Below are 18,079 nucleotides of genomic sequence, written 5' to 3'. Positions count from 1 at the left end.
TTTGACGTCAATTGAAGGTGCAAATTATGGCATCACCACATTAAACCAGAAGTTATAATCATCTAACATGGCTAAAAACTCACTAAATAACGCTTTATCACCCGTGATTTTGACATCGCCATTTTTAATCGCCTCATCAAAAGTCATTTCTTTTAACTGAATTTGATTCATGGTTTTCATACTCATGACCAGCGCCACATCAGGTTTTTTCACCTGATTCTTGCTATGGTGCAATACGGCGTTTTCAACGGTTAAAGTATACTTTTGCTTCAGATCGGTAAAGTCGATATTAATATCAATATTTTTACCTTCAGCTTTAGCTGAATCAAGCCTAACAGCAAGATAATCAAACAGCATTTCTGGGGTCATTGCGCGAATGGTATCTGGTGTGGCCGTTTGGGTTCCGCCTGCAGATGGAATGCCATTACGTAACTCATAGGCGCCTTGCAAGTATACCGAGCGCCATGGACCGGACTCAGCTTGATATCCCAACTGCTCAAGGCTGTCAGCCAGTAATTCTTTCGCTTCCGTACTATTCACGTTGGCAAACACTGCATGTTTCATGACTTCAGCAACCCAACGATATTCACCTTTGGCAAATGAGTCACGTGCTTTGGTAATTACGGCTTTTTCACCGCCCATATACTCCATATACTTTTTAGCGACTTGCTCTGGAGGTAAGTTATTCAGATTAGCCGGGTTGCCGTCGTACCAGCCCATATAACGCTGATACACTGCACGGCTGTTATGACGTAATGTACCGTAATAGCCACGAGTCGCCCAGTTTTGCTCAAGCTCTGCAGGTAATTTGATCATTTCTGAAATCTCTTCACCTGTATAGCCTTGATTCATCAGCCTAACTGATTGATCATGCGTAAACTTATAAATATCACGTTGCTTTTTAAAGTAAGGAACAATATTTTTGTTATCCCATAATGGCCAGTGATGACTTTGGAATTTAACTTCCACCTTATCACCCCAAAGGTTAATGGTTTCATCCAAAAAGCTTGACCAAATAAGTGCGTCACGTACTTGAGCACCGCGTAGAGTTAAAATATTGTGCATAGTATTGGTGGTATTTTCAGCCATCCATAATGCTTTAAATTGCGGGAACCAAGTGTTCATCTCAGCTGGCGCTTCAGTACCAGGTGTCATTTGAAACACCATATCCACACCATCAACTGTGATTGATTCACCCGTTTTAGCTATTTCTTTATTAGGCACAAGTAACCCTGCTAATCCGGTTGATACCGTCATGCCTAAACCACCATTCACACCGCCTTTCTCGTTACGGGGCAATAAGGCGCCGTACATATAAACAGCACGACGCCCCATAGCGTTACCCGCAATCACATTCTCAGAAACCGCATGTTCAGTAAAATGTTCTGGCGCAATCACTTGCACTTTACCTGAAGCGACATCATCAACCGTCGCCAGCCCAGTTGCACCACCATAGTGATCGATATGGCTATGACTATATACAATTGCCACAACAGGACGTGGGCCAAGTTGCTGATTAATAAAATCCAAAGCCGCTTTAGCCGTTTCTGGCGAAATAAGCGGATCAAAAACGATCCAGCCGGTTTTACCTTTAATAAAGGTGATATTACTTAGATCGAAGCTGCGAATTTGATAAATATTTTCACGAACCTCAAACAGGCCATGTTGCATCACTAATTGTGAATTACGCCATAAGCTTGGGTTAACGGTATCTGGGGCGGGTTTATCTTCGCTAATATAGGTTTTGTATTGTTCAAGATCCCAAACCACATTTCCTTTATCATCTTTAATTGTGACAACATCAGGCTTGGCAATAAAACCGCGTTTGGCATTTTCAAAATCTTGTTTATCATTAAATGGTAGCGCTTTTAGTACGGCATTATTCGCTTGTTTTGTATGGTCGGTTGCAGGTTTGGGTTGGGTGGCAGCAAAACTTTCAAATGACACAGCAAGTGAAAGCATGGCGACAGAAAGATGTAACAACTTCATGTAAAACTCCTTTTCACAAAAATTTATTTAATCTTAATCAATTTAGTCTACATTACTATTACATTCTAATAACTTTTATCCTGCATTATAAATTTTCACTTGTTTCACTCGTTAAATTTTAGGCATAAAAAAACCGCTGCAAGCAGCGGTTTTTTAAACTGTTTAGTTAAGAATTACTTCTTAGCTTCAGCAGCTTTACGTTCTTTAACTTGAGCAACAACTTTCTCAGAAACGCTGTTTGGACAAGGTGAGTAGTGAGCAAATTCCATAGAGAACTGACCACGACCAGAAGTCATTGTACGTAATGAACCGATGTAACCGAACATTTCTGATAACGGTACGTCAGCTTTAATACGAACACCAGTAACGCCAGCGTTTTGATCTTTGATCATACCGCGACGACGGTTTAAGTCACCAATTACGTCACCAACGTTGTCATCTGGGCTGAACACGTCAACTTTCATGATAGGCTCAAGAAGTTGTGCACCTGCTTTAGGCATAGATTGACGGAACGCACCTTTAGCAGCGATTTCGAACGCGATAGCTGACGAGTCAACTGCGTGGAAAGCACCATCAGTTAGTTCGAACTCAACGTCTAATACTGGGAAGCCAGCGATAGTACCTGTGTTCATCATGCTTCTGAAACCTTTCTCAACAGCAGGCCAGAATTCTTTAGGAACGTTACCACCAACAACTGAAGACTTGAACACAAAACCTGTGTTTGCTTCACCTGGACGGATTTTATAGTCAATTTTACCAAACTGACCAGAACCACCAGACTGTTTCTTATGCGTGTAGCTATCTTCAACTTCTTTAGTGATAGTTTCACGGTAAGCAACTTGAGGCTCACCAACGATTAGTTCAACACCGTAAGTACGCTTAAGGATGTCTACTTTAATGTCTAAGTGAAGCTCACCCATACCTTTAAGGATGGTTTCGCCTGAATCTTCGTCAGTTTCTACGCGGAATGATGGATCTTCTGCAATCATTTTACCGATAGCGATACCCATTTTCTCACTGCCGCCTTTATCTTTTGGCGCTACAGCGATAGAGATAACTGGCTCTGGGAACACCATGGCTTCAAGCGTACATGGGTGTTTAACATCACATAAAGTGTGACCAGTTTGTACGTTTTTCATACCAACGATAGCGATAATGTCACCAGCTTGTGCTGATTCAAGTTCGTTACGTTCGTTAGCTTGCATCTCAACCATACGGCCAACACGCTCAGTTTTACCAGTAGCAGAGTTAAGGATAGTGTCACCCTTCTTGATACGGCCTGAGTAGATACGTACGAATGTTAATGCACCAAAACGGTCATCCATAATCTTGAACGCTAACGCTTTTAATGGCGCGTCTGCATCAACGATTGCGAATTCACCAGTTTCGTTACCTTCTTCGTCAGTTAACGGTTGTGGATCAACTTCAACTGGATCAGGTAAGTAATCAACAACTGCGTCTAATAATAACTGCATACCTTTGTTTTTGAATGCAGAACCACAGTATGTTGGGAAGAAATGCATAGTACGAGTACCGGCACGGATACAACGCTTAATGTCTTCGATAGAAGGCTCTTCACCTTCCATGTAAGATTCCATTAAATCGTCATCCATTTCTACGGCAGATTCGATTAGCATTTCACGGTATTCTTCAACTAAGTCAACCATGTCAGCTGGCACGTCTTGGATTTCAAAGTTTTCTGGTAAACCAGAGTCATCCCATACGTGTGCTTTACGAGTTAATAGGTCAACCACACCAGTGAACTGGTCTTCGATACCGATAGGTAAAACCATAACAAGTGGATTAGCCGCTAATACGTCTTTAGTTTGCTTAACAACACGTAAGAAGTCAGCACCCATACGGTCTAACTTGTTTACGAAGATGATACGCGAAACTTCTGAATCGTTAGCATAACGCCAGTTGGTTTCTGATTGTGGTTCAACACCACCAGAACCACAGAATACACCGATACCACCGTCAAGTACTTTAAGCGAACGATATACTTCAACTGTGAAGTCAACGTGGCCTGGAGTATCGATAACGTTGAAACGGTGGTCATTCCAGAAACAGCTTACTGCTGCTGACTGAATGGTAATACCGCGCTCAGCTTCCTGTTCCATGAAGTCAGTAGTAGATTCACCATCATGTACTTCGCCGATCTTATGGATCTTACCGGTTAGCTTAAGAATACGCTCGGTGGTCGTGGTTTTACCCGCGTCAACGTGAGCGAAGATACCAATGTTTCTGTATTTGGATAATTCGGTCATGATTCAACTTTAATGATTAGTTTAAGAAGTAGACGGAGCATGCGAAAAAACTACCGACACACCGCACATCAGGTTATTTAAGGCGCATATTGTAAATTGGAACCTCGCTGGGCGCAAATAGGAGTTGCAATATTTATGACTTTTCATCAAAAAAAAAGCACTTTTTTAGCCTTTAAGCTATATAAAACAATGAAATAAAAATAATCGAATATTTTTTAATCAAGCAGTAAAAATACCTGAGTTTTATCAAAAAAAGATCATTATTGCATTCTTGTGTCAGAAACACGGCTTTGTATAGAAAAATGCGCGCGATTAGAACAAAAAAATACCCGCTATAAGCGGGTATTTTTGTCACAAGATAACAACATTATTTTACTGTCATCTTTATTGGCCTTACATTAAGCCTCTACTGGCGAAATAACAAATAACAGATCGTTTTGTGAAACTTGTTGACCGTTACTGTTTAAAATACGCTCAATTCGGTATGTCTGATCTTCAGGGTATAACACTGCATCTTGGCGGTTGAAGCCTGCTAAGGTTACCTGAGAGAACATTTTCATCGCTTCTGTCAATGCTAAAGTTTGGTCAACGGTAACGATGTCGCCTTCCTTAACAAAATCAGCTTCACCCGGTGCTGGTGAGGTATAGAAAATACCTGCGCCCTGAGCCAATACTTTAAGCTCATTACTTTCACCCACTCGTAGTGACTCAGTATCAACCTTCACGGTTTCAGCTGCGGCTTCCATTTCAGCGATAAGCTCAGGAATATCTAACTCAGCCATCAAACGTGGTAAGTAGTTGGTATCGTAAACACCTTCATTGAAGGTTGTATCCTTCAGAATACGTTTCAACAACGGAATGTTAGTCGCAATCCCTTTGATGACAACGGTATCTAGGTAGTCATACATTTTTTTGACGACATCTTCACGATCGCTACCACGAATAATGATCTGTGCGATTAAGCTATCATAGTATGGCGATACTTCTTTACCGGTTTCGGCAATCGAAATCAGCTCAACATCATCACGCTGTGGCATGATGCATTCAGTAATTTTACCTGGGTTAGGCAGTAATTGCAGAATACCATGGCTGTCTAAGGCTGCTTTTTCAGCCGTAACGCGTACTTCCATTGCGTAGCCTTGCTCAACAGGTGCTAATTTCTCAATTGAGCGGCCTGCGGCGATATCAAACTGCGCACTCACGATATCAATGCCAGAAGTCGCTTCGGTCACTGGATGCTCAACCTGTAAACGGGTATTCATTTCCATGAAGTACACTTCGTTAGCATCTAAGTTATAAATAAACTCTACCGTACCGGCACCCATGTAGTCTGTGGCATCACCTAACGCACGGGTGTAGTCCATGACCTTTTGCTTCAATTCTTCAGGCAACATAGTTGAACCAGACTCTTCAATCACTTTCTGGTTGTTACGTTGTACAGAACAATCTCGAATACCCAACACTTTGGTGTTACCAAACTTATCGCGGAGTAATTGCACTTCAATGTGACGTAATGAGGTCACATATTTCTCTAGGTATAAATCGCCATTACCAAATGCTGCAGCGGCTTCTGTCGCGGTTTTTTGGAATAAACCAATCATGTCTTCAGGACGTTTAACTACCTGAATACCTTTACCACCACCACCTTGAACGGCTTTAAGTAATACAGGATAACCGATTTCTAGCGCCACGTTCACAGCCTGTTCTGCGTTGGTTAAAATACCATGGCTACCTGGCACAACCGGTACATTGTGTGCTTGTGAGGTGTGGATAGCATTCGATTTGTTACCCATGGTCGTCATTGAGTGCACGCTTGGACCGACAAAGTTTACGCCGTTGTTAACACATAAAGCGGCAAACTGCGGGCTTTCAGATAAGAAACCAATACCAGGGTGTAGCGCATCAACATCTTCATAATCTGCAACGCGTAATACCGAGTAGGCATTCAAGTAACTTTCATCTGAAGTATTACCACCGATACATACTAGCTTATCGTTTTCTTTAAGCATATCCGCAGGCACTGAAGTCATATCCGGATCGGATGCCACCAATACCACGTTGATGTTGTTGTCATGGGCTTTGCGAATTAATTTAACCGCAGTACAACCACGGGCATGGATCAAGACTTTATTGATTGGCTTCATCAGGGCGCGAGGATCATCTTGCAGAATCACTTCTTCAACCTCAACCACCTCAGGCACTAACGTCGATAATGCTTGACCAATCACATCTTCGATATGCGCTGTTGGTAACGGCATTAATGGATCAATACCGCTTAGTTGGCCATCCAAAGTGTCACTGAATGGGTTGTAAACCAAACCTGTCATTGCCCCAGGCACTTTCGATAGGTAGTTAGACAGTGTCGCCGTAGATGGTAAATAGGCAGGCACAACCATTTGACCAGCAAATGGCATATTAGTCCCTGATAAATAATAGGTTTGCACTAATGGATGCGTCACAAAGCTCGCTTGCGCACCACCGGTACAGTCACCAAAACCAAACATCAATACTGGTAATTCGTTGTCACGAATAAAGCGCGTGATACGGTCATTCACTACCGCCATAGAGAATAGCGCCGCCGCACCTTCTTTAGTTTGCATACCGCCTGAACTGATAAAACAAATCACCGGTAATTTACGCTTAGCACATTCAATTAATAGGGCACTGAATTTTTCAGCACTGGCCATATCAAATGCACCCGCTTGGAATGCGGTATTTGAGACTGCTACACCAACACGTAATTTTTTACCGTCATGTTTAAAATCAGCCAAACCGGTAATTAAACCGCATGGACGAATTTTCTTATCGATGGCATCTTCAATCGACAAACGGAAACCAGGGAAGTTAAGCAAGTTGGCCGACATTTTGTCAGCATTGATCTCGTCAAATTTAGTGAAGAACTTAGCAATCACGTTCTCCCAGCCCATTTTGCCTTTTTGCTTTTCTTCCCGAAGTACTTTTTGGATTAACAAATCTTGATAACCCATGGTTAAACGGTTCCAGAAGTCTTTACGACGACCGATACGCACAGGGTTAATTGCCCCAGTATACTTGTCGTGCTCGTCTTCACTGTCGAAGTATTCTGGTAATAAGCGCTCGAAGAAATAGGTCAAAATAACGAATAATGAATCGTTAAGCTGAGGGAAACCCACACTCTTCCACTGTTCTACGCGCGTTAATAAATCTGCACGGTTAGATTGTGCCATGAAGTATTTAAGCCATTTGTAGAACTTAGCCTTGTCGTTCGCTTCATTGTGAGTTGATAACGCAATATCAATCGACTTATGTAACAACTTATCAACCGAGGTACGAGCTAAGCTTTTAGACATCATCGCTTCTTTAGAGATCGATGCTAAGCTGCCGACTACGTTGTCATATAAGGCGTTGAAGATAAGAATATTATGACATTGCCAAATGAAGTCTTCACGCAGCTCATCATTAACAACCACGTCCAATACCGTCAGCTGGTTCAACTCCGGCCAAGGTGCTTGGGTAGCCGACTTAGGTAACGACTCTAAATGCTGAATTAAGCCTTTAAAGTTGTTTGCAGCATTGCTTTTCCAGCGATGGTACAAAGACCAACCAATGTTGAACAATAATGCCTTACGGGCTTTTTTATAGTTCTCTTTTGGCTCACCTAAAATAAAGCGCGTTATCACGTTACGTTCAGTCGACACTTCGCTGCGCTTAGCAGTAAAGTTACCCCACAACTTGTTTAGCTCTTCGTCATAAACCAATTTATCAGGGTTAGTTAACCAAGCTTGGAATACACGTTCTTGCTCTTGTTTGATCCGCTCAAGTAAGTCACCCTCTGGCACGCTGACTTTTGACAAGCGGCCATATTGCTCTAATGAGATAGAGTGAATACGGCTACGCAAGGTCAGGTAACGTAAATAACGGTATGCACTACCAAAAATATTGTGATGCATGGTCGGGTTGCTTGCCACAGCCAAACCGGTGTTATTTTCAAGTGTGATGAGATTTTTAGATGGCGCTAAGAAACGCTGTAAACTGCGATCATAGTGCTCTTTTAAATCGTCTGATTCACGGACAAAGTTTACTGCAGCACGTTCAATAGCTTCAATAGAGCTGATAATGGCACGACGTAAATTGTGTTGACGTTCGTCTTTGTCGCTTGGCGTAAAATCAATAATGCCGTCAATACAGCCCGCGGTATACAACTCTTCAGGTGATACCCCAACTGACTTAGCACATTCCTGCCAAGACAAGTTGTACTTACGCGCAATACTTTGTAAGCCTTGAGGTTGAATCGTATTGAAAATACCATCGCGAATCGACAACAAAATGTTAGCGGCAGCCAGTGGAATCGCACCACCTGAGTAACCGGCACCAATCACAATACCCACAGTAGGTACGTCAACGTTGGCGCTTTCAGCAATCGCTTTAGAAATGGTATGTGCTTGATTTTGACTATTTGCGACTTCACCGGCATCAGCACCAGGGGTGTCGATAAGGTAAACAATCGGCATCGACAGCTCAGCAAAGTGACGGATAGCTTTACAGGCCGCTAGATGATGTTCTGGCATCCAAGCGCCATTTGCAGTACTGCGCTCTTGGGCAATAAAGCCTACACGGCGAGTACGCGTACCAAAGTTTAATTCTACTTCAGCACGGTAAAATGACCCTATGTGGCTTTCTGATATGATTTTGCCTTTAAGATCGGCAATCATACGCTTAGCGCCATGACGATTTTTATCTTGAGATGGTAAAATAACTTTGTTGACGTAGCCGTCAACATCTAAAGATGCCAAACCTTTTAAGTTTGCTTGGATCGCATCTTCACTTAATAACCCTTTAATTTCTTCCGACAAACTCTGCTTACTATGAGCAGGAAATAACGAAAAATCTTTTGCCAAGTGTTCAGCTTGTAAAAATAATGGATCTGCTGATAGTACTTGGGTCTTGTTAGCGGGCTGCTTTTTGCTGGTCATCCTTAGATCCTCTGCGTCGTTAGCCTCTGAAATTTTTAGCCCGTAAATATAACTTTGTTAATAGCCTAATTACCATATAAACTACATTGGACGCTTCGTTCCAATTTTGAGACGGTGAGGGTAAAATGCCAGATTTGAACGGTATGATGCTGTTTACAGCGGTAGTGAGGGCTAACGGATTCTCTCAAGCAGCACGAGACATCGGACAACCTAAATCAACAATTAGCCGAAAAGTTGCACAACTTGAGGAAGAATTAGGAGTCCGTTTACTACAAAGAGATTCACGAAATATCAGTCTCACGCAAATTGGCGCGCTGTTTTTTCAGCACTGTGAAACTATAAGTCAAGAAATTGAAGCCGCAAAAGCGATTATTGAAAACACCCATAGCGATATTTCAGGTTCACTGAGAATTGCCATTCCCGTGTCTTTTTCGCAAGAAGTGATTGGCCATTTATGCTCTAGCTTTATGCGCCTGTATCCAAACATTGAACTCGATATTCAGTTTACCGATAACGACATAGGCTTAGTCGGTGAAGGTTACGATATCGCCATTAAATATGGCCCGTTACAATCATCTGATCTAGTGGCAAGATTGCTGTTTGAACGCCAGCTTATTCTAGTTGCCAGCCCCAATTACATCAAAAAACACGGCGCCCCCGCTACCCCTCAAGAACTCACAAAACACCAAGGTATTTTATTAGGCACCAGTTTATCGGCACCCATTTGGTCGATAGGCAAAGGCAATCGTAAAATCATGGCGACTTTTCAGCGAAAAGTGAGGGTAAATAGTGCCAAAATGGTAAAACGTTTCGCATTGGATGATTTTGGCATCGCCCTGCTGTCTAACACCAGTTGCAAACAAGAAATTGCCTCTGGCAGCCTAGTGCCGATATTGCAAGAATGGCCAATGGATCCGATTAAAGTTTACGGTGTGTATTCTAGTCGCAGACAACTTGCATCTAATATTAGCGCCTTTTTAGACTTTATTTCTAAACGCTACAGTAATCAGGAATCACTGACTTCAATCGTTAAGTAAGCCACTGCCATTTATAGACCTTTTTATGCTATAACCAAATAACCATTGCCTGAGATGTGCCGCTAGCACAAGGACCGACAAGATGACAACCAAGTATTTACTGACCCTATCAACTGTATTTCTCATGACAACTAGTGCAATGGCTCAAGCCAATACCCTGCCAAAGGATGTGGAAGAGTTACGTTTACCACTGGCCAGTAAAACCATACCACTGGTGGTGGAACGTTACCAAGGCGTGTCACAAGGATTAAGCAATAAACTGTTGAGCGAATCGAATGAGTTAACCATGACAGAGATGGTTGCTAACGAAGGTCAGCGTCTATGGCAGCAAGCCGTTCGAGATGTGCAATCCGGTCATACCGATGATCGCGCCTTGTATTGGAGTCGTCTTACCATGCGTGCCAGCCTAAAATCCCAACCAGCTGGCTTTAACATATCAGGTTGGCAGCGAGAAATACTCGTCAGTGCTATAGAAAAATCATCGCGCGGCTTTAGTGATATCGATTTCAAATCCGACAGCCGCATCAAAATTCTGCTCACGGGATTTGACCCGTTCTTTTTAGACCAAGAAATTGGCCAAAGTAATCCTTCGGGGGTAACGGCTTTGGCGTTGGATGGTTACACATTTAACGTGAATGGTAAAAAAGCCCAAATTGAAACCGTGATGATCCCGGTGCGGTTTGCTGATTTTGATCACGGCATCATTGAATCGCTATTAACCCCGATTTATCGCGACAACAGTGTGGATATGATATTCACCGTCAGTATGGGGCGTGAGCAGTTTGATATTGAACGGTTTCCCTCTCGAAATCGTTCTGCCGCTGCACCCGATAATTTAAATGTGTTAACGGGTGCCTCAAAAACCAACCCTATTGCTCCATTACTGAATAACAAAACCTTAAATGGCCCTGAATTTGTTGAGTTTTCGCTCCCTATTGCCGCCATGCAACAGGTAAAAGGTAACTGGCAAGTGAATGACAACCATCAGGTCAGTACGATTTCTGGCGGTCAATTTGATGCCAAATCCATTAATGAATTACAAAATGTCATCTCAGTCGAGGGCTCGGGTGGAGGCTATCTTTCAAATGAAATTTCTTATCGCAGCATTTTATTAATGCAACAGTTTAATCGTAGTTTACCCGTTGGCCACATCCACACCCCAAAAGTAAAAGGGCATGACGCAGAGATGGAAAATGAGATTGTTGAACAAATTAAGGCTATGATTGCTGCTGCAGCGGCAACTTTGTAATATCAAGCACGCCATTAATGTTTCAATTTTCTCAATAGGTTTTTTATCAAATGCAGCAGTATTTCAATAAGCATTTACGTCATTTAAGCCAAACGCTAGGGTGGGTTCCCCCCCAACCTAGCACCACTAATGACGCTGCAATAAAAGCTCAAGTTATCACGCCCTTGCAACAAGCCATCTTGGATAAAATAGAAGTCGATTACCAACTTGCTGAGCAGTATTTTAACAAATCATTCCCTCGCCCGCTGGTACAATTCACCCTAAGGGGAAAAAGTGCCGGCACCGCACATTTACAGCTTAACAAATTGCGCTTTAATCCAGTTTTGTTAGCGGAAAATGTCAGCGCCTTTATTGATGATGTTGTTCCGCACGAGATCAGCCACCTCATCTGCTTTCAAGTATTTGGTCGCGTAAAGCCCCATGGCGCAGAATGGCAAAGCATTATGCGTAGGGTTTATGGTCGCGCCCCTAAAACCACCCATAAATTAGACACACTGTCGGTTCGCGGTAAACAATTTGAGTATTTTTGTGGTTGCGGCAGCGTGCAACTTAGCATCAGACGCCATAACAATGTGGTGCGTGGTAAAACCCAATATCGCTGTAAAACCTGCCAGCAAATGCTGCAAAGTGCTCCTGTTTAAACACAAAATCGCCCCCCTTGGTTAAGTAAATAACTTCAGCTTTTCCAGAGGATAAAAATGTGGCGGACTTTTTTCCTATAGCAGGCCTAAATACTTCCAATGATGACAAGTCCACCTTATTTAATTGTTGGTTGATTATTCTTTAGCTTAATGACAAAGTGAATGGCACCCGATAGGAATCAAGACCATACAAGGATAAGTATGATAAATAACATCAATACACTGCAAAACTATCTCGGGATAACTTGGACCGTTTCTATCTTTAATATTATTTTTGCAATTCCCACCGCCGCTTGTCTAATCGCACTCACCTTTTCAAGCTATGGGTTCCCATATGAATTTATGTTGGAGAATTGGGGGCTATTTGTTTATATCAGCATTGCATTTAGCAGTTCGGTTATGTTTATGTTCAAATATAAATCGCTTGAATTTAACCATGTTAAAGCGGCATTCAGTTATAGTTTAGCCCCTAATATCAGCATGGCGCTTTTTGTCCTGTTCATTTTATTCATTTCAAGTAAACCAGTCGTTATGGCTTTTACTTCGCAATAAATGAGACAAAAAACAGCCTTAAAATCAATATTGAGCAGATTTCATTCCCCATCATTGCATCAGTCGAAAGTATCCCTTACCATCACGCCAAAATGACAGACACGGTGAATAATTTAGCCGTTTAAGTCTGCACAGTTCATCATATTAAGGTCCGCGCTATTATGCTTTTTCCATCTTTCAAAATACGAACAATCGTATTTTGCAGCTTGCTATGTGTTTTGATAACTCCGATTACCGCCCGCTCTGCTGCACACCCAACGAGTTTTAATCAGGCTAAAAAGATGATCCGCAAGATCTATCAAAACCACTTGCCATTAAAAAGTTTTTACTGTGGCTGCGATATCACTATTGCGGGTAAAGTGTGGCAACCAGACCATAACAGTTGCGGCTATCAAGTGCGTAAGCAGCAAGTTCGCGCCAACCGGATTGAATGGGAACATGTTGTTCCTGCTTGGGAGTTTGGTCATCAACTACAATGCTGGCAGCAAGGTGGGCGAAAAAATTGTGGTAAAACTAGCCCTGAATTCAACAAAATGGAGTCGGATTTACATAACCTGACTCCCGCCATTGGTGAGGTTAACGGCGATCGCAGTAATTTTCGTTTCAGTCAGTGGAATGGTAAAGCTGACCAATATGGTCAATGTAAGATGATAGTCGACTTTAAAGGCCGCAAAGTGCAACCTCCCGCAAAGAGCCGTGGTGCGATAGCCAGAACCTACTTCTATATGCAGCAATCATACAAGCTGCAAATTTCATCTAGCCAGCGCCAACTGTTTCAAGCATGGGATAAAATGTACCCAGTAGATAAAAATGAATGTAAACGTGATAAGTTAATTGCTGCGGCACAGGGCAATCATAATGATTTTGTTTACAAACAATGTCAGAATCTAGGTTTTAGTCAATAATACTCAGCTCGGATAACGCCACCTATGAGAATCCCGAAGATTTACCAAGCGATAGATACCTTAAATATCGGTCAAATTGTTGCTTTAGATGAAGATGGCGCTGCGCATATAGGTAGAGTGTTACGCATGAATGAAGGCGAGCAAATCAGCCTTTTTTGTGGTGATGGTAATGATTATTTAGCTGAAATTACCCAATCCAGTAAGAAAAATGTCTCAGTAAAGGTCTTATCAGCAAGGGCAAATTTAACCGAATCACCATTAGATTTGCATCTAGGACAAGTTATCTCTCGCGGTGATCGCATGGACTTTACCATTCAAAAATCGGTCGAGTTAGGCGTCACCACCATTACCCCATTATTTTCTGAACGCTGCGGTGTTAAGCTTAATGGCGAACGTTTAGAGAAAAAAATCCAGCAATGGCAAAAGATTGTGATCAGTGCATGCGAACAATCGGGGCGCAGTGTCGTACCACAAGTGCGCCCTGCTATGGACTTAATCGATTGGTGCCAAGAACAAACTCAGGCATTAAAACTGAATTTACATCCACGGGCCGCTCACGGTATAAATGGCTTAACGCAATTAGGCCAAAACAATAAAGTGCGCTTGCTCATCGGTCCTGAAGGCGGCTTATCGGAACAAGAAATCAGCATGACTGAACAATTTAGCTTTACTGACGTATTGTTAGGCCCAAGAGTACTTCGCACCGAGACCGCCGCGCTCACGGCTATCACGGCATTACAACTCAAATTTGGTGATATCGGTTAATGAGCCTTGCTCATACCCTATAACAAAATCACATTTTAAGGATATCTACATGATCAAGCTCGGCATCGTGATGGACCCAATCAGCGACATCAATATCAAAAAAGACTCCAGTTTTGCCATGTTACTTGCCGCGCAGTCTCGCGGTTATCAGTTGTACTATATGGAAATGCAAGATTTAGCGATGGTAAACGGTGAAGCAATGGGTAACATGCGCCCGTTAACCGTTTACCATGATGCGACTAAATGGTTTGAACTTGGCGACGCCACAGATACCCCGTTAGCAGACTTAGATGTGGTGTTGATGCGCAAAGACCCGCCGTTTGATACTGAGTTTATCTATGCAACCTACATGCTTGAGCGCGCTGAAGAACAAGGCACACTGATTGTCAACAAACCACAAAGCTTGCGTGATGCCAATGAAAAACTCTTCACCGCATGGTTTTCAGAATTCACCCCAGAAACTATCGTGACTCGCGATGCCAAACGCATTCGTGCGTTTCACCAACAAAAGTCAGACATCATCATCAAACCGTTAGACGGCATGGGCGGCAGTTCAATTTTCAGAATTAAGCAAGATGACCCAAACATCGGCGTAATTATTGAAACCTTAACTAACCACGGCCAACAATATGCCATGGCTCAGGCTTTTATTCCTGAAATTACCTTAGGTGATAAACGCATTTTAGTGGTCGATGGTGAGCCGGTTCCTTATTCATTAGCCCGCATTCCGATGAAAGGCGAAACCCGTGGCAATTTAGCGGCTGGCGGCAGTGGTGTGGCACAACCGCTATCTGAAAGTGATTGGAAAATTGCCCGAGCACTGGGACCCGAATTGAAAAAACGCGGCTTAATTTTTGTCGGTTTAGATGTGATTGGTGATAAACTCACCGAGATAAACGTGACCAGCCCAACGTGCATCCGTGAAATTGAAGCAGCATTTGACGTAGACATTACCGGAATGCTGATGGATGCCATCGAGGCTCGAGTAAACAACGCTTAATAATCAGGAATATTCATGCTGTTTTTAAACACTTACCGTGGTTTTATTGCTGCATTCGTTTTGGCATCTAGCCAATTAGTTACTGCAAATGTCAGCGCTAATGACGATAACTTAGCAACGGATAAGCAAGCCCAAGCCAGTACGCCTGCGGCGATTGCTATGGCAAATAATACCCAAAACATTTCTCAATCTCGCCCTAAAAATATCATTATCATGATAGGCGATGGGATGGGTCCTGCTTATACCTCGGGATACCGTTACTATAAAGACAACCCTGAAACCGAAGAAGTTGAGCAGACAGTATTTGACCGTCTTCTGGTTGGCATGGCAAGCACCTACCCAGCGACCGTGAGTGGTTATGTGACAGACTCTGCAGCAGCGGCGACGGCTTTATCGACAGGCTTTAAAAGTTACAATGGCGCGATCAGTGTTGATGTGGAAAAACGTGAACTTGCCACCTTACTTGAAAAAGCCAAAGCGCTGGGATTATCTACAGGTGTGGCGGTCAGTTCACAGGTAAACCATGCCACACCAGCGGCCTTTTTAACCCACAATGAAAGTCGCAAAAACTACACCGAAATTGCTGAGCGCTATCTTGATACCGATGCCGATGTGATTTTAGGGGGTGGACAGCGTTACTTTTCTGAAGAGCTGATCAGCAAATTCACCGCCAAAGGTTACCAGCACATCACAGAAATGAGCCAACTTAACTCTGTTACCACGCCTAAAGTGTTGGGGTTATTGGCAGATGTACAATTACCCTGGGTTATCAATGATAAGCAAGCCAATCAACTCAGTTTACTGACGCAAAAGTCACTTGAGTTATTGTCTCAAAACCCCAATGGTTTTGTACTGCTAGTTGAAGGCAGCTTAATAGATTGGGCAGGTCACAGTAACGATATTGCGACGGCCATGGCTGAAATGGACGGCTTTGCCCACAGTATCGAAGTGGTTGAGCAATTTGTTCGTCAACAAAAAGATACCCTGATGATAGTCACCGCAGACCATAACACTGGTGGTTTATCTGTGGGTGTCAATGGAGAATATGTGTGGAAACCGGAAGTGCTGCATCGGGTAAAAGCCAGCCCTGATATGATTGCAGCACAAGCGATTGCCGCACAGGAATGGCGACCTATAGTGAGCAACTTACTCGGTTTTGAACCTAAAATTCAAGAGTTTGCCACACTGACCAATGCCCGTATGCAAGGTAATGAAGCCATGGCGATAGCCTTGCGTAAGCTTATTGACATTTATTCAAACACAGGTTGGACTACGGAAGGCCACACGGGTGATGATGTACAGGTATTTGCCGCAGGTCCAGGGGCCAAACTATTTTCAGGACACCAAGACAATACCGATATTGCCAACAAAATTTTTAGCCTTTTGCCCACCTCCGCGCAATAAAGCGCTGAAGTTGCCTGTAAAGCAGTATGCTTGAAAATGGGTACAGCTAAATAGCCAGTAAAATTAACTTTGAAGCGACATCTGTCGCTTCACTTTTTAATTGTTTCAATAAAAATTTAAGTAGGTCAAGGTGCTAACAAATCCATCTCAATTAATATTAAGAAAAAGCGACGAATTTGCCGGTCTTAACCTGCTTATCATTAATTATGAGTCAGATACGTTAGCGCAGCAGTGCCTAGAAAGTGCCAAACAGGTGACAGCCCTAGCGTTAGACTATCACCATCATCTAACATTAGCCCCTTTAGCAAATGACAACCTACGTTGTTACTTTGGCCACAAATTGCCCGAGGCACTTGCCACCGAAAAGTTTGACTGTGTTATCGTCTATTTCCCCAAAGCTAAGCCTTTAGCCGACTATTTATTTACCCTTGCGGCCAACCACCTTGAAGACGAAGGTTTATTACTTGTAGTGGGTGAAAACAAAGGCGGAATTAAATCCATTAGCAAATTGTTACCCGATTTTTTCAGTCCAGCTATCAAGCTTGATAATGCGCGTCACAGTTTACTTTACCGTGCCTTTTTAACCGGCCCAGCACCCGACTTAATGATGCAAGATTGGATTAGCGAATACACCCTATCGACACCGCAAGGTGATATCACGATTTGTAACTTTGTTGGGGTCTTTAGCGAGAAAAAACTCGACCTTGGCACTGAATTGTTGCTGTCTCACCTGCCACAACTCAATGGCCGGGTATTAGATTTTGGCTGCGGCGCAGGCGTAATTACGGTGGCATTACTAAAACAATACCCACATTTGAGCATTGAGTGTATCGATATCAACGCCATGGCTTTGGCGTCATGTCAGTTAACCTTAGCAGCCAACAATATGCAGGCTAAAGTTTACCCCTCTGACGGGTTTAACCAAATCAGCGATAACTTTGACGGCATTATTTCTAACCCCCCCTTTCATGATGGTTTAGATAGCACCTTTGCGATCGCCAATGCATTTGTTAGCCAAAGCGCCGCACGTTTAAAACCCAAAGGGGTGTGGCAAATAGTGGCCAATAGACATTTACCCTATGCCGATAACATTGCCAAAGCTTTTGGCTCTGTCAATGTGCTCGCTGAAAACAACAAGTATAAATTGTATTTGCAGAAAGCCTAATGGCAATCGCACCGACCAATGCACGGTATAAAATACGACATGACGCATAGCTAAAAGCCTAGATGCTGGATTCTCAAGCTGAATTCGGCTAGATTTAGGCTACATTGATATTTATCAAACTTAATATCTCAAATAAAAAGAATAAACCAAGGA

12 protein-coding genes are annotated in these 18,079 nt (G+C 42.9%); 9 read left to right on the top strand and 3 right to left on the bottom strand.

The features are described 5' to 3' along the window. Window positions 1-24 precede the first annotated feature (24 nt). From OHT75_RS05265 to OHT75_RS05255, 3 genes are all read right to left on the bottom strand, one after another. Window positions 25-1,989 (bottom strand): alkyl/aryl-sulfatase, encoded by a 1,965-nt coding sequence (locus tag OHT75_RS05265; protein WP_264725417.1) that lies wholly within the window; start codon window positions 1,987-1,989, stop codon window positions 25-27. Window positions 1,990-2,162: 173 nt separating this feature from the next. After that, window positions 2,163-4,256 (bottom strand): elongation factor G, encoded by a 2,094-nt coding sequence (gene fusA / locus OHT75_RS05260; protein WP_264725416.1) that lies wholly within the window; start codon window positions 4,254-4,256, stop codon window positions 2,163-2,165. Between the two features lie 398 nt (window positions 4,257-4,654). Then, the gene (locus OHT75_RS05255) at window positions 4,655-9,208 is read right to left on the bottom strand and encodes an ATP-binding protein (protein WP_264725415.1); all 4,554 of its coding nucleotides are present in this window, start codon (window positions 9,206-9,208) and stop codon (window positions 4,655-4,657) included. Window positions 9,209-9,333: 125 nt separating this feature from the next. On the opposite strand from OHT75_RS05255, the gene OHT75_RS05250 reads away from it, so the two are divergent. From OHT75_RS05250 to OHT75_RS05210, 9 genes are all read left to right on the top strand, one after another. Continuing rightward, window positions 9,334-10,245 carry a LysR family transcriptional regulator gene (locus OHT75_RS05250; RefSeq protein ID WP_264725414.1) on the top strand — a complete coding sequence of 304 codons (912 nt, stop codon included), beginning with the start codon at window positions 9,334-9,336 and terminating at the stop codon, window positions 10,243-10,245. An 82-nt stretch (window positions 10,246-10,327) separates the two neighbouring features. Continuing rightward, window positions 10,328-11,494: a hypothetical protein gene (locus OHT75_RS05245; RefSeq protein WP_406681971.1), complete on the top strand. Its 1,167-nt coding sequence runs from the start codon at window positions 10,328-10,330 to the stop codon at window positions 11,492-11,494. A gap of 50 nt (window positions 11,495-11,544) precedes the next feature. Continuing rightward, on the top strand, window positions 11,545-12,135 hold the full coding sequence (locus OHT75_RS05240) for a SprT family zinc-dependent metalloprotease (RefSeq protein ID WP_264725413.1): 591 nt from the start codon (window positions 11,545-11,547) through the stop codon (window positions 12,133-12,135). A gap of 201 nt (window positions 12,136-12,336) precedes the next feature. Then, complete coding sequence (locus tag OHT75_RS05235; RefSeq protein WP_264725412.1) at window positions 12,337-12,687, top strand: hypothetical protein; 351 nt, start codon at window positions 12,337-12,339, stop codon at window positions 12,685-12,687. Window positions 12,688-12,848: 161 nt separating this feature from the next. Next, complete coding sequence (locus tag OHT75_RS05230) at window positions 12,849-13,592, top strand: endonuclease (protein ID WP_264725411.1); 744 nt, start codon at window positions 12,849-12,851, stop codon at window positions 13,590-13,592. Between the two features lie 24 nt (window positions 13,593-13,616). After that, on the top strand, window positions 13,617-14,357 hold the full coding sequence (rsmE, locus tag OHT75_RS05225) for a 16S rRNA (uracil(1498)-N(3))-methyltransferase (protein ID WP_264725410.1): 741 nt from the start codon (window positions 13,617-13,619) through the stop codon (window positions 14,355-14,357). 49 nt (window positions 14,358-14,406) lie between these two features. Further along, window positions 14,407-15,357: a glutathione synthase gene (gene gshB, locus OHT75_RS05220; RefSeq protein ID WP_264725409.1), complete on the top strand. Its 951-nt coding sequence runs from the start codon at window positions 14,407-14,409 to the stop codon at window positions 15,355-15,357. A 159-nt stretch (window positions 15,358-15,516) separates the two neighbouring features. After that, window positions 15,517-16,761: an alkaline phosphatase gene (locus tag OHT75_RS05215; protein ID WP_264725432.1), complete on the top strand. Its 1,245-nt coding sequence runs from the start codon at window positions 15,517-15,519 to the stop codon at window positions 16,759-16,761. 130 nt (window positions 16,762-16,891) lie between these two features. Next, entirely contained in the window at window positions 16,892-17,926 is a 1,035-nt protein-coding gene (locus tag OHT75_RS05210; RefSeq protein WP_264725408.1) for a methyltransferase, read from the top strand. Window positions 17,927-18,079 lie beyond the last annotated feature (153 nt).

Origin of the sequence: Shewanella subflava (genome assembly GCF_025971955.1) — a bacterium.
Classification (GTDB): Bacteria; Pseudomonadota; Gammaproteobacteria; order Enterobacterales; family Shewanellaceae; genus Shewanella; species Shewanella subflava.
Note: the sequence above shows the minus strand (reverse complement) of the source record. Positions and strands in the feature narration are given on the sequence as shown.

Coding starts and splice junctions, on each gene's coding strand:
- OHT75_RS05265 (WP_264725417.1), bottom strand. CDS start 1,989: ATGAAGTTGTTACATCTTTCTGTCGCCATGCTTTCACTTGCTGTGTCA.
- fusA (WP_264725416.1), bottom strand. CDS start 4,256: ATGACCGAATTATCCAAATACAGAAACATTGGTATCTTCGCTCACGTT.
- OHT75_RS05255 (WP_264725415.1), bottom strand. CDS start 9,208: ATGACCAGCAAAAAGCAGCCCGCTAACAAGACCCAAGTACTATCAGCA.
- OHT75_RS05250 (WP_264725414.1), top strand. CDS start 9,334: ATGCCAGATTTGAACGGTATGATGCTGTTTACAGCGGTAGTGAGGGCT.
- OHT75_RS05245 (WP_406681971.1), top strand. CDS start 10,328: ATGACAACCAAGTATTTACTGACCCTATCAACTGTATTTCTCATGACA.
- OHT75_RS05240 (WP_264725413.1), top strand. CDS start 11,545: ATGCAGCAGTATTTCAATAAGCATTTACGTCATTTAAGCCAAACGCTA.
- OHT75_RS05235 (WP_264725412.1), top strand. CDS start 12,337: ATGATAAATAACATCAATACACTGCAAAACTATCTCGGGATAACTTGG.
- OHT75_RS05230 (WP_264725411.1), top strand. CDS start 12,849: ATGCTTTTTCCATCTTTCAAAATACGAACAATCGTATTTTGCAGCTTG.
- rsmE (WP_264725410.1), top strand. CDS start 13,617: ATGAGAATCCCGAAGATTTACCAAGCGATAGATACCTTAAATATCGGT.
- gshB (WP_264725409.1), top strand. CDS start 14,407: ATGATCAAGCTCGGCATCGTGATGGACCCAATCAGCGACATCAATATC.
- OHT75_RS05215 (WP_264725432.1), top strand. CDS start 15,517: ATGGCAAATAATACCCAAAACATTTCTCAATCTCGCCCTAAAAATATC.